General features: G+C 62.9%; 13 protein-coding genes. 11 read left to right on the top strand and 2 right to left on the bottom strand.

Translation table 11 applies throughout. The features are described 5' to 3' along the window. The first annotated feature begins 1 nt into the window (after window position 1). From NCT04_RS29650 to NCT04_RS29605, 10 genes are all read left to right on the top strand, one after another. The gene (locus NCT04_RS29650; protein WP_250469419.1) at window positions 2-922 is read left to right on the top strand and encodes an ABC transporter permease; all 921 of its coding nucleotides are present in this window, start codon (window positions 2-4) and stop codon (window positions 920-922) included. Next, the gene (locus NCT04_RS29645; RefSeq protein WP_250469418.1) at window positions 919-1,782 is read left to right on the top strand and encodes an ABC transporter permease; all 864 of its coding nucleotides are present in this window, start codon (window positions 919-921) and stop codon (window positions 1,780-1,782) included. The genes NCT04_RS29650 and NCT04_RS29645 overlap by 4 nt, the downstream gene beginning before the upstream one ends. Then, complete coding sequence (locus NCT04_RS29640; RefSeq protein ID WP_250469417.1) at window positions 1,779-2,795, top strand: ABC transporter ATP-binding protein; 1,017 nt, start codon at window positions 1,779-1,781, stop codon at window positions 2,793-2,795. Before NCT04_RS29645 ends, NCT04_RS29640 begins: the two co-directional genes overlap by 4 nt. Further along, the gene (locus NCT04_RS29635) at window positions 2,792-3,781 is read left to right on the top strand and encodes an oligopeptide/dipeptide ABC transporter ATP-binding protein (RefSeq protein ID WP_250469416.1); all 990 of its coding nucleotides are present in this window, start codon (window positions 2,792-2,794) and stop codon (window positions 3,779-3,781) included. Before NCT04_RS29640 ends, NCT04_RS29635 begins: the two co-directional genes overlap by 4 nt. 10 nt (window positions 3,782-3,791) lie before the next feature. Further along, on the top strand, window positions 3,792-5,195 hold the full coding sequence (locus NCT04_RS29630) for an LLM class flavin-dependent oxidoreductase (RefSeq protein WP_250469414.1): 1,404 nt from the start codon (window positions 3,792-3,794) through the stop codon (window positions 5,193-5,195). Further along, window positions 5,188-6,027: a TauD/TfdA dioxygenase family protein gene (locus tag NCT04_RS29625; RefSeq protein WP_250469413.1), complete on the top strand. Its 840-nt coding sequence runs from the start codon at window positions 5,188-5,190 to the stop codon at window positions 6,025-6,027. The genes NCT04_RS29630 and NCT04_RS29625 overlap by 8 nt, the downstream gene beginning before the upstream one ends. 17 nt (window positions 6,028-6,044) lie before the next feature. Then, a complete protein-coding gene (locus tag NCT04_RS29620; protein ID WP_409014864.1) occupies window positions 6,045-7,409 on the top strand; it encodes an LLM class flavin-dependent oxidoreductase in 1,365 nt (454 codons plus the stop codon). Window positions 7,410-7,428: 19 nt separating this feature from the next. Then, window positions 7,429-8,628: an acyl-CoA dehydrogenase family protein gene (locus NCT04_RS29615; protein ID WP_250469409.1), complete on the top strand. Its 1,200-nt coding sequence runs from the start codon at window positions 7,429-7,431 to the stop codon at window positions 8,626-8,628. A 185-nt stretch (window positions 8,629-8,813) separates the two neighbouring features. Further along, a complete protein-coding gene (locus NCT04_RS29610; RefSeq protein WP_250469407.1) occupies window positions 8,814-9,632 on the top strand; it encodes an SHOCT domain-containing protein in 819 nt (272 codons plus the stop codon). Window positions 9,633-9,815: 183 nt separating this feature from the next. Next, on the top strand, window positions 9,816-10,541 hold the full coding sequence (locus tag NCT04_RS29605) for a class II aldolase and adducin N-terminal domain-containing protein (protein WP_250469406.1): 726 nt from the start codon (window positions 9,816-9,818) through the stop codon (window positions 10,539-10,541). A gap of 66 nt (window positions 10,542-10,607) precedes the next feature. On the opposite strand, the gene NCT04_RS29600 is transcribed toward NCT04_RS29605, so the two are convergent. Both NCT04_RS29600 and NCT04_RS29595 read right to left on the bottom strand, forming a co-directional pair. Beyond that, complete coding sequence (locus NCT04_RS29600; protein ID WP_250469518.1) at window positions 10,608-11,600, bottom strand: D-2-hydroxyacid dehydrogenase family protein; 993 nt, start codon at window positions 11,598-11,600, stop codon at window positions 10,608-10,610. A gap of 46 nt (window positions 11,601-11,646) precedes the next feature. Beyond that, entirely contained in the window at window positions 11,647-13,008 is a 1,362-nt protein-coding gene (locus NCT04_RS29595) for an MFS transporter (protein WP_250469404.1), read from the bottom strand. 302 nt (window positions 13,009-13,310) lie between these two features. Between NCT04_RS29595 and NCT04_RS29590 the strand changes: the two genes are divergently transcribed. Then, window positions 13,311-14,075 (top strand): alpha/beta fold hydrolase, encoded by a 765-nt coding sequence (locus tag NCT04_RS29590; RefSeq protein WP_250469402.1) that lies wholly within the window; start codon window positions 13,311-13,313, stop codon window positions 14,073-14,075.

Raw genomic sequence — 14,075 nt, 5'->3', positions numbered from 1 at the left:
GATGATCGCCTACGGTCTGCGGCGGGTGAGCTCGGCCTTGATCACGGTCTGGCTGATGTCGGTCCTGATCTTCGTGCTGGTGCGCATGGTGGGCGACCCCGCTTACTTGCTGATGCCGCCCGAAGCCACCGAAGCGGACCGGCAGCTCTTTCGCGAGCAACTCGGTCTTGCCGATCCCGTGCCCGTGCAGTACGCGCGTTTCTTGAGCGACATCCTCCACGGCGACATGGGCAACTCGTTTCACTTCGGCGCGCCGGCGCTCACCATGGCGCTCAGCCGGCTTGCATCCAGTCTGCTGCTCGTGGGTGTGTCGCTGGCGGTGGCGCTCGCGCTCGGGTTGACGCTCGGCGTCGTCTCGGCGGTGCGGCGCGGATCTCTCTTCGATCGGGCGGCGTCGTTTTTTGCGGTACTCGGTCAGGCCGCGCCGCCGTTCTTCGTCGCGCTGCTGCTCATCCGTCTTTTCTCCGTGCAATTGGGCTGGCTACCGACCGGCGGCCACGGCTCGTGGCGTCATCTGATCCTGCCCGTCGCCGCGCTCTCGTGGTATTCGGCGGCGGGCATCGCGCGGCTCACGCGCGCGAACATGCTGAGCGTGCTCGAAGCCGATTACATCCGCATGGCACGCATCAAGGGCTTGCCGGAGCGCGTCGTGATCGTGACGCACGCGCTGCGCAACGCGGCGCTGCCGATTGTCGCGTTCACGGCTTCGCAGTTCGGCGTGTTGATAGGCGGCGCAGTGGCGATCGAGACCGTGTTTTCGTGGCCGGGCTTCGGCAGCCTCATGGTAGAGGCCATCAGCACGCTCGATTTCACGGTGGTGCAAGCGGCCGTGATCGTGTCCGTGCTGCTGTTCGTCTCGATCAATCTCGCAGTCGATGTGCTCTATGCGCTCATCGACCCACGCATCCGGTATCGACAATGAGCGCGCGTTTTCCCTCCAATAGCGGCGAGCACGCATGGGGCCGCCTGACATGGCTGGATAGCGGCGTCGCGATCAACGCCGGCGTGCTGGTGCTGATCGTCGCGGGCTCCGTGCTCGCGCCGTGGCTCACGCGCGTCGATCCCAATGCCATCGACCTCGCGGCGACGCTTCAGGCGCCTGGCATGCATCACTGGTTCGGCACGGATCAGATGGGTCGCGACGTCTTCACGCGCACACTCCATGGCGGACGCATCTCGCTTTCCATCGCCTTCTGCGCGGTGCTGCTGGCGGGCTTTTTCGGCGCGCTGGCGGGGCTCTTGTCGGCATATGTCGGCGGACGTTTCGATGCCGCGCTCATGCGTGTCGTCGATGCCCAGTACGCGCTGCCACCCGTGTTCCTCGCCATGCTGATCGTCGGCATATGCGGGCCGAGCATGACCAACATCGTCATCGTGGTGACGCTCGCGAACTGGGGGCGCTTCGCGCGCATCATCCGCGCCGAGGCATTGAGTCTACGCGAACGCGATTTCATCCTGATCGCGAAACTGGCCGGCGCCACGCCGCTTCATGTGGTGCTGCGTCATTTGCTGCCGAACGTGCGCAATACGTTCATCGTCTTGCTGACGCTCGACATCGGGCTCGTCATCTTCATGGAAGCAGCGTTGAGCTTCGTCGGACTCGGCGTGCAGCCGCCCGATCCTTCGTGGGGCGGCATGATCGCCGAGGGCCGCAATTATCTCGATACCGCGTGGTGGCTCTCCGCGCTGCCGGGCCTGGTGCTGATTGCGACGGTTCTATGCAGCAACCGCATCGGCGAGAGTCTGCAACGCGGCGAACGCGCCGGGGAGGACTGGCGATGAGCAACGAGCCCGTGCTTGCGATCGACGATCTAGTGGCCGAAGCGCCCGGCGCGAACGGCCGCGTGCGACTCGTCGACGGCGTGAGCTTTTCCGTGCACGCGGGCCGCACGCTGGGTCTCGTCGGCGAATCGGGTTCGGGCAAGAGCGTGACGTGTTTGTCCGTGCTTGGTTTGCCGCCGCGCGGCGTGCGCTTGAAGTCGGGCCGCATTCTGCTCGATGGCGTCGACTTGCGCGACAAGACACCCGCCGAACTGAACGCGCTGCGTGGCCGGGATATCGGCATGATTCTGCAAGACCCGATGACCTCGCTCAATCCGCTTCTGACCATCGGCCGGCAGATCACGGAGATGTTTCGTTATCGGGAGGGCGTGACGAGCCGCGCCGAACGCGAGGCGCGCGCCATCGAGTTATTGCGGCGCGTACGCATTCCCGCGCCCGAGAGCCGGCTCAAGAGCTATCCGCATCAGTTCAGCGGCGGCATGCGCCAGCGCGTGGCAATCGCCATGAATCTCGCGTGTAATCCGCGCCTTCTAATCGCCGACGAACCGACCACCGCGCTCGACATCACCGTGCGCCTGCAGATACTCGACCTGTTGCGCGAGGTGCAAGCCGAACGCGGGACGGCGATCGTGCTCGTCACACACGATCTGCATCTCGTGCGCGGCTATTGCGACGACGTCGCGGTGATGTATGCGGGGCGCATCATCGAGCAGGGTCCGGTGGAAGAAGTGTTCGCGCGGCCGCGCCATCCTTATACGAAAGGGCTGCTCGGCGCGGTGCCGCGACTGTTCAGCTTGCAGCATCGGCTGACGGTGATTCCCGGACATCCGCCCTTGCCTGGCAGCATTGCAGAAGGTTGCCGCTTCGCGCCGCGTTGCCCGCGCGCGCAAGCCGATTGCCTGAGCAGTTATCCCGCGACGCGCTCGCTCGATGCCGGCCGCGAAGTCGCCTGCTGGCATCCGCAAGAGTACGACGTCACCGCGCATCCTCCTCTTGCGACGGCCACGACATGAGTGCTTCCGACACGCAAGTCTCGGCGATAGAAGTGGCGCGCGTCACCAAAACGTTCCCGGTGCGCGGCGGACTTTTCGCGCGTCCGAAGATGCTGCGCGCCGTGGAAGACGCATCGTTCGTGCTGCCGCTTGGCGGCACTTTTGGACTCGTCGGCGAATCGGGATCGGGCAAGTCCACGCTGGCGAAGATCATCCTCGGCGCGGACGATGCAAGCCAGGGCAACGTCTTCTTCGGCGAACGCGTCTTCGGCAAGCACACGCAGGCAAAGGACGTCCGCTGGCGGCAACGCGCCGTGCAAGCCGTCTTGCAAGACCCGTTCGGCTCGCTCGATCCGCACATGACGATCAGCGACATCGTGCTGGAACCGCTGCGTATTCAGCGCAGCGGCCTTGCTCGCGCGGTACTCGACAAGCGTCTCGACGAACTCCTCGCGCAAGTCGGCCTGCCTGCGGAATTCAAACGGCGGCGCCCCGGCGAGTTGAGCGGCGGCCAGCGTCAGCGCGTGGCCATTGCGCGCGCGCTCGTGCTGGAACCGGAGATTCTCGTGCTGGACGAGCCGGTTTCCGCGCTCGATGTGTCCATTCAAGCGCAAGTGCTCAACCTGCTTAAAGACCTGCAGGATGCGCTCGGCCTGTCCTATCTGCTGATTTCGCACGACCTCGCCGTGGTCGCGTTCATGAGCAGCCATATCGGCGTGCTCTATCTCGGACGCTTCATGGAACGAGGCACGCGCGAGGATATCGTCGAGCGCGCGGCGCATCCGTACACGCACGCGCTGATCGCCGCGTCCGAGCCGGATTCGTTCGCTGTCGAGCCTATTGGTGGCGAGATTCCTTCGCCGTTAGCGCCGCCTTCCGGCTGTGTCTTTCATACGCGCTGCCCCGCCGTGCGCGACGTCTGCCGCACGGAAGCGCCGCCCGAATTTCAGTTGTCCGCGACGCATCGCGTGATGTGTCATTTTCCCATCGCATCGAAGCAGACATAGGACGCACGCCATGTCGAAGGAAATCCGCATCAACGCGTTTCTGGCCTTCGCGCCGACGCACCTTTCGCCCGGGCTATGGGCGCATCCGCGCGACCGCGCGCTCGACTACAACTCGCTCTCGCTCTGGACCGATCTCGCGAAGACGGCGGAACGCGGTGGCTACGACGCGCTCTTCTTCGCCGATGGCATCAGCCAGTACGACGTCTATGGCGGCTCGAACGCCGCGGGCGTGCGCTGGGGCCTGCAGTTCCCGCGCCTCGATCCGCTCTTGCTGGTTTCCGCGATGGCGCAGGTCACCGAGCATCTCGGCTTCGCGGTGACGAGCAGCGTGAGCTACGAAGCACCGTTCCTCTTCGCGCGGCGCATGTCCACGCTCGATCATCTGACGCGCGGGCGCATTGGCTGGAACATCGTGACGAGTTTCGGGCAGAGCGGCGCGCGGGCGATAGGACAGGACGGCGCGCGGCCGCACGACGAGCGTTACGATCTCGCCGACGAATACATGGAGATCGTGTACCGCCTGTGGGAAGAAAGCTGGGAAGACGGCGCGGCGGTACGCGATACCGAGACCCGCGTTTTCGCCGATCCGGCGCGCGTTCACGAGATTCGCCATGAAGGAAGATTCTTCTCGATGCAGGGCACGCATTACTCGGAGCCTTCCCCGCAACGCACACCGCTTTTGTATCAGGCAGGCACGTCCGGTCGCGGCAAGGACTTCGCCGCGCGTCATGCCGAATGCGTGTTCCTGAGCTCGCCGACCGCGCATCTGGTCGCGCGCGATGTCGCCGATGTGCGCGCACGGGCCGCCGCGCTCGGCCGCGATCCCGCTTCGGTGTTGTTCTTCGCGCTTGCCACCGTGATCGTCGCGCCGACCGCCGAAGAGGCGCAGGCGAAGTGGCAGGACATTCAGCGCCACGTGAGTCTGGAAGGCGCGCTTGCATTGTTCTCGCGCTGGAGCGGTATCGACCTGTCGAAGTACAGCCCCGACGATCCGTTGCGCTACGTGAAGAGCGAAGGCATGCAGTCGGCGATAGAAGCATTCACCGTGGCCGATCCCGAGCGCGTGTGGACCATAGGCGAACTCGCGATCTTCAACGCCATTGGCGGCAAGGGACCGGTGTTCATCGGTTCGCCCACCGAAGTCGCCGATGCACTCCAAAGCTGGATGGCGCAAACGGGCATCGACGGCTTCAATCTCAGTCACGCGCTGTTGCCCGGCACACACGAAGATTTCGTCGATCTCGTCGTGCCCGAACTGCGACGTCGCGGCGTCTATAAACCGGCCTATCGCGCAGGCACCTTGCGCGAAAAACTCTATGGCGAGGGCGCGGCGCACCTTGCCGCGCCGCATCCCGCCGCATCGTTCCGAAGCGCTCACAGCGTTTCGCCCATCGAGGACGAAAGCCATGCTTGATACCGCATACGAGACCATCACCGTCGAGCCGCTCACGCGTCATATTGGCGCGCAGATTGGCGGCATCGACCTGACGCAGCCGCTTTCCACGCAGCAGGTGGCCGACGTGCGCCGCGCGCTGCTCGCGCATCAGGTGATCTTCTTTCGCGATCAGCCGATCACTCTGGACCAGCATCTCGCGCTCGGCCGGCATTTCGGCACGTTGCACGTGCATCCGAATAGTCCCGGTCCCGAAGGCTACCCGGAGATCCTGACGATCCACGCAGATGCCGGCAGCAAACGCGTCGCGGGTGACCACTGGCACTCGGACGTGTCTTGCGACGAAGCGCCGCCAATGGGCAGCATCCTGCATCTGCATACGCTGCCATCGCATGGCGGCGACACGCTCTTTTCCAGTTCCTACGCGGTGTATGAATCGCTGTCGCCCGGCTTTCGATCTTATCTCGAAGGACTGACCGCCACGCACGATGGCGAGCCGACTTATCGGCAGCGCAATCGCCTGCGCGGTATCGACGATACGGGCAAGCGCTTTCCGAAGGCATCGCATCCGGTGGTACGCACGCATCCGGAAACGGGACGTCGTGGCGTATTCGTCAATTCGAACTTCACGACGCACATCGATGGCGTGTCCGAGGCGGAGAGCGAAGGCATTCTGCGCCTGCTCTATGCACGCTTCGCCGCGCCCGAGTTCCAGGTGCGCTTTCGCTGGCAGCCGCATTCCATCGCCTTCTGGGACAACCGCACGGTTCAGCATCTCGCCGTGTGGGATTACTACCCGGAAGTGCGCTCGGGTTTTCGCGTAACGATCAACGGTGACAAGCCTTTCCTATGAGCCACGACGCACAGCGCATCAAGAAGGAAATCCGCGTCAATGCATTCGCCTTGCACAGCCCCGTGCATCATTCGCCAGGCATGTGGCGGCATCCGCGCGACCGCTCGCTCGAATACAACACGCTCGATTACTGGGTCGATCTGGCGAAGACGCTGGAGCGCGGGCTGATCGATTCGCTCTTCATGGCCGACAGCATCGGCGTGAACGACGTGCACGGCGGCAATATCGATACGGCCTTGCGTCACGGAGCGCAGGTGCCGAAGCAGGACCCGATCATGTCGCTCTCCGCGATGGCCTACGCCACGCGCGATCTCGGCCTGTGCGTCACGAGCAACGCCAATCACGAGCCGCCGTATGTGTTCGCGCGCCGCATGTCCACGCTCGATCACCTGACGCGCGGACGCATCGGCTGGAACATCGTCACGGGCTTCGCACAGAGTAGCGTGAGAGTGCTCGGCAAGGACGGCGTCGCCTCGCGCGACGAGCGCTACGATATCGCCGACGAGTATATGGATGTCGTCTACAAGCTATGGGAAAGCAGCTGGGAAGACGGCGCGAGCGTGCGCGACCGCGACACCGGCATCTTCGCCGATCCGTCGAAGGTGCATCGCGTCGATCATCACGGCAAGTACTTCAAGGTGCAGGGCATCCACATGACCGAGCCTTCGCCGCAGCGCACGCCGGTGCTGTTCCAGGCGGGGTCGTCGGCGCGCGGGCAGCGCTTCGCGGGACGTCACGCCGAAGGCATCTATCTGAGCGGGCCGAGCAAGAAGGTGCTGACGCCAGTGGTGTCGGGCACGCGCGCGGAAGCGGTAAAGGCGGGACGCGACGGCCACGACATTCAGTTCTTCACGATGGCGACCATCGTCACCGGCCGCACCTCGCGCGAGGCGCGCGACAAATACGAGGACTATCGCCGCTACGTGACGCCCGAAGCCGCGCTGGCGATGTTTTCCGGCTGGACGGGCATCGACTTCTCGACTTACGACCCCGACGAGCCGATCCGCTACATGCAGCTCGACGCGGGCACGTCCTCGGCGCTTGAAGGCTTCACACGGCTCGATCCGGAACGTGTGTGGACCGTGCGCGAACTGGCGTTGCATAACGCCATCGGCGGACGCGGTCCGGTGTTCATCGGCGCACCGGACGAAGTGGCGGATGCACTCGAAGACTGGGTCGATGAAACCGATATCGACGGCTTCAATCTGAGCTATGCCGTGACGCCGGAAGCCTACGAGGACTTCGCGGAATTGATCGTCCCCGAGTTGCAGGCGCGCGGCCGCTACAAGACGCGCTATGCGCCGGGCAGCCTGCGCGAGAAGCTCGGCGGGCAAAGCAGCTTCCTGAACGCGCGTCATCCCGGCGCCGCGTTTCGCCGCTAACACCTTCCACGACTCCACCATGAGCACTTCCAGACGACTCTCCGACGCACTCGCCGCCCTGCCCGCACTCGCCGACGAAATCGGCGCCGATGCCGCCCAGCGCGAGCTGCGCCGGGAACTGCCGTTCGAGGCCTTCGACGCGTTCCGCCGTTCGGGCCTCGGCGCGTTGCGCATACCCGCCGAACGCGGCGGACTGGGCGGCTCGCTCGAAGACGCTATTCACGTCGTCACGACGCTCGCGGCTGCCGAGTCGAACGTCGCGCATGCGTTGCGCGTGCATTTCGATGTCGCCGAATCCATGCGTCTTGCACCGGACACGCCGTTTCACGACCGGCAAGTGCGCCGTATCGTCGAAGGCGGGTTGTTCGGCGGCGCATCGGGCGAACAGGGCACGGCGCGCGCGGGCGAAATCGAAACGGCATTGCGGCGCGAGGGCGACCACTTCCGCGTCACGGGCAAGAAGTACTACACGACCGGCACGGCGTACGCCGACTTCGTGCGCACCAATCTGGTCGATGAAAACGGCAAAGGCGTGACGGCCATCATTCCGGTACGCACGGAAGGACTCGAAGTGCTCGACGACTGGGACGGCATGGGTCAGCGCATGACGGCAAGCGGCAGCGTGGTGTTCGATAACGTGAAGGTGGACGCAAGCGAAGTGATCGAAAAAGGCTATCCGTCGCTCGTCGGCCGGCACGGCGGCGCGTATCGGCAGCTGCACCTCGTCGCGGTGGCGGCGGGGATCGTGCGCAATGTCGTGTCCGATGCGCGCGGCTATGTCACGGGACATGGGCGGCCGGTCATGCACTCCACCGCGGCCACGGCCCGCGAGGACGTGTTCATTCAGCAGGTGGTGGGCGAACTATCGGCGTTGAGTCACACGATCGATGTGCTGGTGCGGGACAACGCGCGCACGCTCGATGTGTCGTCGAACGCCATCCGCAATGCCGATCCGGCCGCGGATGAACTCGTGCTGCAAAGCGCGCTCGCCACGGCGCGCACGCAGATCGTCGTCGGCAAGCTGGCCTTGCAGGCGGGCGAGCGTCTCTTCGATGCGGGCGGCGCGTCCGCGACTTCGCGCAAACATAACTTCGATCGGCACTGGCGCAATCTGCGCACGATCTTCAGCCATAACCCCCTGCATCATAAGGCGAAGGTCGTGGGCGACTACGTGCTCAATGGCGTGAAGACGCATTTGGTGGAAGGCCGGACGTTTTAGGCGCGCGTCGTTTGTTGCATGGAAACGGGTGGACTGGTAGTTGCATTTCGCCGCAATGCCACCGGAAGTAGCGGCACTTTTAGTCATGCGCGGCGCCGCTTTGGTCGCAAGAGGTTGAAGCCAGCGCAAACCACGCCCGACTCTCCCACGTGATAAGGTCACAGGAAACCTTGGGAGCGAACATCATGCAAAAATTGACTCCGGCTGGCGAGCAAATCATCGGAGAAATTGCCCGGCGACACGGCTTTAGCACCGATGCCGTGATGAGCATGCTCGAATCCGTGATTCGGGGAAACGGCGGCATGGCGCAATTCAGCCACCCTGAGTTCGGAGGTTCCGGCCAGTGGATGCTGGGTGGCATGACTATGGTCTCGGACCTGTTCAACAACCACCTGAAGGGTCAGGTGAACGGCTTGTGCTCCGAGCTTTCTGGCCTGATCGCCAGTCAGCCCGACCTGATTCGCAGCGGCAGTTTTCAGTCGCAGAGCCAGGGCGTGCAGCATCAGCATCACGATGGTGATGGTCATCGACAGCAGACTGCAGCCGGCCCCGTCGGCTCGGTGAGTCTCTTCGTTCCCGCCGATACGAGCAACTTCGACAACTGGTGGCCCGCCGATCTAGGCTCGCCGAATAGCACCGGCGCACAGAACGGCGTGCGCTACGCATTCTTCTCTCAAGCCAAACGCCTGGCGATAGAAGTGAACGGAAAGACGACGCTCTACGACACGCTCGATCACGAGATCGGCGGCTTCTCGCAGCAGCAGTCGCACGGTGCGTCTCTTACGTTTGGAAGCCAGCACGGTTTGGTCGATGTCGGGAGCCTTCCTGTTGTCTCCTCAAGCGGGGGCTTGCCTGTGCAGGAGGCGGCGGTGAGTGCTCGGTCATCGGCGGCAGAGTCGGATGTGTTTGCCACCATCGAGAAGCTCGCTCAATTGCACGCTAAAGGAATTCTTAGCGATGAAGAGTACGCTTCGAAGAAGGCGGAGTTGTTGGGACGGTTGTGAGCGTCGGGCGGTGTTTGTTGATTGGAGAATACGCTTCCCGCCTTGACGCATTCGATGGGCGCGCGATGCGTAGTTGGAGGTGCTTAATCGTCGATCGGGCGCCGAGCTCGACAGACATGCACGACCACTTGCCTTCATACGCATGACTTCGAACCCCTCACCTCGACACCGGATACCCGACTCATGAACGAACGCCAGCTTCGTATCGATCTAGCTGCCGCATTCCGATGCTTCGCCCGGCTGGGCATGCACGAGGCCGTCGCGAATCACTTCAGCGCGGCCGTATCGCCAGATGGACGCAAGTTTCTGATGAACCCGAAGTGGGTGCATTTCTCGCGCATCCGCGCAAGCGACCTGCTGTTGCTCGATGCCGACGACGCCGACGACCTGGCCGGCCGCAACGATATCGATCCCACCGCGTGGGCCATCCACGGACAGCTTCACAAGCTCGCTCCGCATATCCGCGTGGCGATGCATCTGCATCCGATTCACGCTACCGCGCTCGCATGTCTCGCCGACCCGGAGATCAAGCCGGTCGAACAAAACACGGCGCGTTACTTCAATCGCGTTGCGCTCGATACGTCCTTCGGTGGCATGGCCGACACCGCGGCAGAAGGCGCGCGTCTGGCCGGCCTACTCGGTGACAAGTCGCGCTTGATGATGGGAAATCACGGCGTCATGGTGACATCTTCGACCGTTGGTGAAGCGTATGACGACATGTACACGCTCGAACGCGCCTGCCAGATTCTGTGCATGGCGTATGCAACGGGACAACCGCTGAAACTGCTGTCGCCAGAAGTCGCCGAGAAGACGGCGCGCGACTGGGAAGGCATCGCGGATTTCTCCCTCGCGCACTTCGAAGAGATGAAGCGCATTCTGGACAAGGAAGACCCGTCCTACGCCGACTGAGATGAAGCCGTTTCGCGACACCGCGGCAGCTCGAACGGCCTCGCGCAGCGTCGAGGCAAGTACGCTTCAAACGCCGACCGCAGGCTCGTAGCCAATCTCTCGCTTGTCGGCGGTGATCACTCGAATGGGCTTGCCTTCGATCCACGCGCGAATATTCTCGACCGATTCGCCATAGTAGATGGCGTACGAGTCCTCGGTCACGTAACCGATGTGGGATGTCGCGATCACGTTGCTCATCGAGCGAAGCGGATGCCCGGCGGGCAGTGGCTCCATATCGTAGACATCGAGCGCCGCGCCCGCAATCTGTCCGCGCTGCAACGCGTCGATCAACGCTCGTTCGTTGACGATGGGTCCGCGCGCCGTGTTCACCAAAAGCGCATTCGGCTTCATGGTGGCGAGTTCCGCCGCGCCTATCAGGTCTCGCGTGCGCTCCGACAAGCGGACGTGAATGGAAAGAATATCGCTTCGTGCAAGCAGTTCTTCCTTTGTCACATAGGTCGCGCCATGCTTGGCGGCCGCCTCCGGCGTCATGTTCTGGCTCCACGCAATCGTCTTCATGCCGAACGCCTGTGCCACGCGGGCGGTCACGCTGCCGGAATAACCCAGCCCGAGAAGACCGATCGTCTTGCCGTTGAGATCGCGGCCGACCGACACTTGCCAGCCTCCTTCGCGAAACGAAGCCGCCTCGCTGGGAATGTGGCGCGCCGCCGCGAGGATGAGCGCCCAGGTGTGCTCCGCCGCAGCCGTCAACGAAGAAGCCGTCGCGCAGACCGTGATACCGAGTTCGTCGGCGGCTTCGATATCGATAGCCGCATTCCACGGCCCCGTGCTCGCAAGCAGCTTCAGGTTCTCGAGCTTCGACAGGACGTTTCGCGTGAAGCGGGTGCGCTCGCGCATGACGCAGAGAATGTCATACGGCCGAAGACGTTCGATGAGTTCCGCTTCGTCATCGATATGGTCGGTGAACACATCGATTTCGGCGTGCTCTCGCAAGCCGTTCCAGTTGCCGAACTTGAGCGAGGTATTCTGGAAGTCATCGAGAATGGCGATCTTGTGCATGAACGTCGTGTTTTCGTGAGAACGTATGGAGAACGTGTCGGTCATCTCAAACCGGCTTGCTTGTCTGCGGCTTGAACCCTACGAGCATGACGATGATCCCGAGGACGAGTATCGCCGTCATCACGTAGAGGCCGCTCACGAGCGTGCCGGTCATCGTCTTGAGCCAGCCGATCACGAATGGGCTGCAAAAGCCGCTGAGCAAGCCGATGCAATTGACGAACGCAATGCTTGCCGCCGCAGCAGGCGAGCCATGAAGATAATCCGCGGCGAGCGACCAGATCAGCACGTTGGTCGCGAAGATGCCGATCGATGCGAAGGTCAGCAAGGTGACGGTCAAGGCCGGCGAGTTCGTCGGATGCGACACGAGAAGCAACGCCACCGCACCCACGACACCGGCGCAGGCCGCGTGCCAGCGCCGTTCGAGCATGCGGTCGGAACTGCGGCTGATAGCCACCATGCCGATAGCGCCCATGGCGTAGGGAATCGTCGAAAGCCAGCCCAATTGCGAGAGGTTCGAGATGCCTGAATCTTTCATGACGGTAGGAAGCCAGAAAGTCACCGAATACGTTCCGCAGACAAACGCAAAGTCGATGAAGGCAAGCATATAGACCTTTGGGTCCGCAAGCGCATCCGCAAGGCGTCCGTGACCGCGATGTTCATTCTTGCGCTTGCGTTCGGTCTCGACGAGAAAGCCGTCGCGAAGCACTTTCTTTTCCGATTCGCTAAGCCAGCGCGCCTTGTCGATATTGTCGTCCAGCAAGAACAACGTGACGATGCCAAGCGCCACGGCAGGCAACGCCTCGACGATATAAAGCCATTGCCATCCCGCCATGTTGGCGACATGCGCGAGTTGCGTCATCGCCCATCCCGAGACGGGACCGCCAACCAGACCCGCGACCGGAAAGCCGACCATGAAGCAGGCGATGATCACGCCGCGCCGCTTCTCCGGAAACCACGAGCTCAGATAAAAGATGACGCCTGGAAAGAAGCCCGCCTCGAAGACGCCGAGCAGCAACCGCACGGCGTAGAACTCGGTGACGTTCGTCACGAACGCCGTGCACATGCCGACGATTCCCCAGCAGATCATGATGCGCGCAATCGTCTTCTTGGCGCCCACCCGCCTGAGCAACATGGCGCTCGGTACTTCCAGCAGACAGTACGAGAGAAAGAAGATGCCGGCGCCGAGGCCGTAGACGCTGTCGCTGAAACCGAGCGCGTCCTGCATCTGCAGTTTCGCAAAGCCGACATTGATGCGGTCCAGAAAAGCCACGACGTAGCAAACGAACAACAACGGCACGATGCGAAGCGTGACGCGCAGATAGAGCGCCCGCTCTTCGGCGCTTGACGTCGAGACGGTTGATGATTCGTCGGATACCGCCGGCTCGGGTTCAACAAAGGTACGATTCACAGCGTGTCTCCTTCGTTCGATAGTGTCTCTCTCTATCCCGACGTCTGCGCGGCTTTCAATCGGCTGCCGCTGCGCGGAACCTTGGACCGGTCCAGTGTAAAGAGGCCGCGCTCAGGCGAGATAATGAAACCTTCCGATCAGGTGAGATGCGCGGGTTATATCGGTGATAACCAGTATCGAACGTGATGACACGCAGCGCGGATTCACTGGCTATTCGCGCTTTACAACTCACGCGCAGCCGTCGCAGAATGCAGCCTTCAGTGCTGACGTTCACGCATGACCGTTTCCGGAGCCAGACATCGATGCATGATTCATCGGCAGAGCAGGTTCGTCCCACCGCACCGCGATACACCTTCGTCCTCATTCATGGCGCGTGGCATGGCGGCTGGTGCTGGCGCTTCGTCGCCGACAAGCTGATCGCGCGCGGTCATCGCGTCTTCGCGCCGACACTGACGGGGCTGGGTGAACGGCGGCATCTGCTGGAAGCCGCGACGTCGCTTGATGTCTGCATCGAAGATATAAAGAATCTGATCGATGCCGAAGAGCTCTTGAACATCGTCATGGTAGGTCACAGCTTCGGCGGACTGGTGGCTTCGGGCGTCGCGGACCGCATGCCTCACGCAATACGTTCGCTCGTCATGTTGGACGCGTTGCTCGTCGATAACAGGCAAGCTGCTTTCGATGTGTTACCGCCGGAGGTGGTGCGCGAGCGCATGGAATCCGTTCAGGCGAGCGATCAGCCGCTGGCGATGCCCGTCAACGGATTGAAGGGCACCGGAATTCCGGAAGATCATGCACGCGCCGCGTGGGTGCAAAGGCGCCTGACGCCTCACCCGCTCGCAACCTACACCACGCCGCTCGACTTACAGCATCCGCTCGGCAATGGGCTGCCGTGTACCTACGTGCATTGCACGAACCCTTCATACGAGACGCTCGAACCCGTGCGCGAACGCATCAAGGGTTTGCCCGCGTGGAATTGGGAGACCATCGACACGGGACACGACGCGATGGTGCTCGCGCCGGATCTGCTCGTCGATCTGCTGGAGAGGCTGGCCTCGAACGCGTGA

Origin of the sequence: Caballeronia sp. GAFFF2, assembly GCF_023631485.1 — a bacterium.
Lineage (GTDB): Bacteria > Pseudomonadota > Gammaproteobacteria > Burkholderiales > Burkholderiaceae > Caballeronia.
This window is presented reverse-complemented; position numbering and strand designations above follow the sequence as displayed.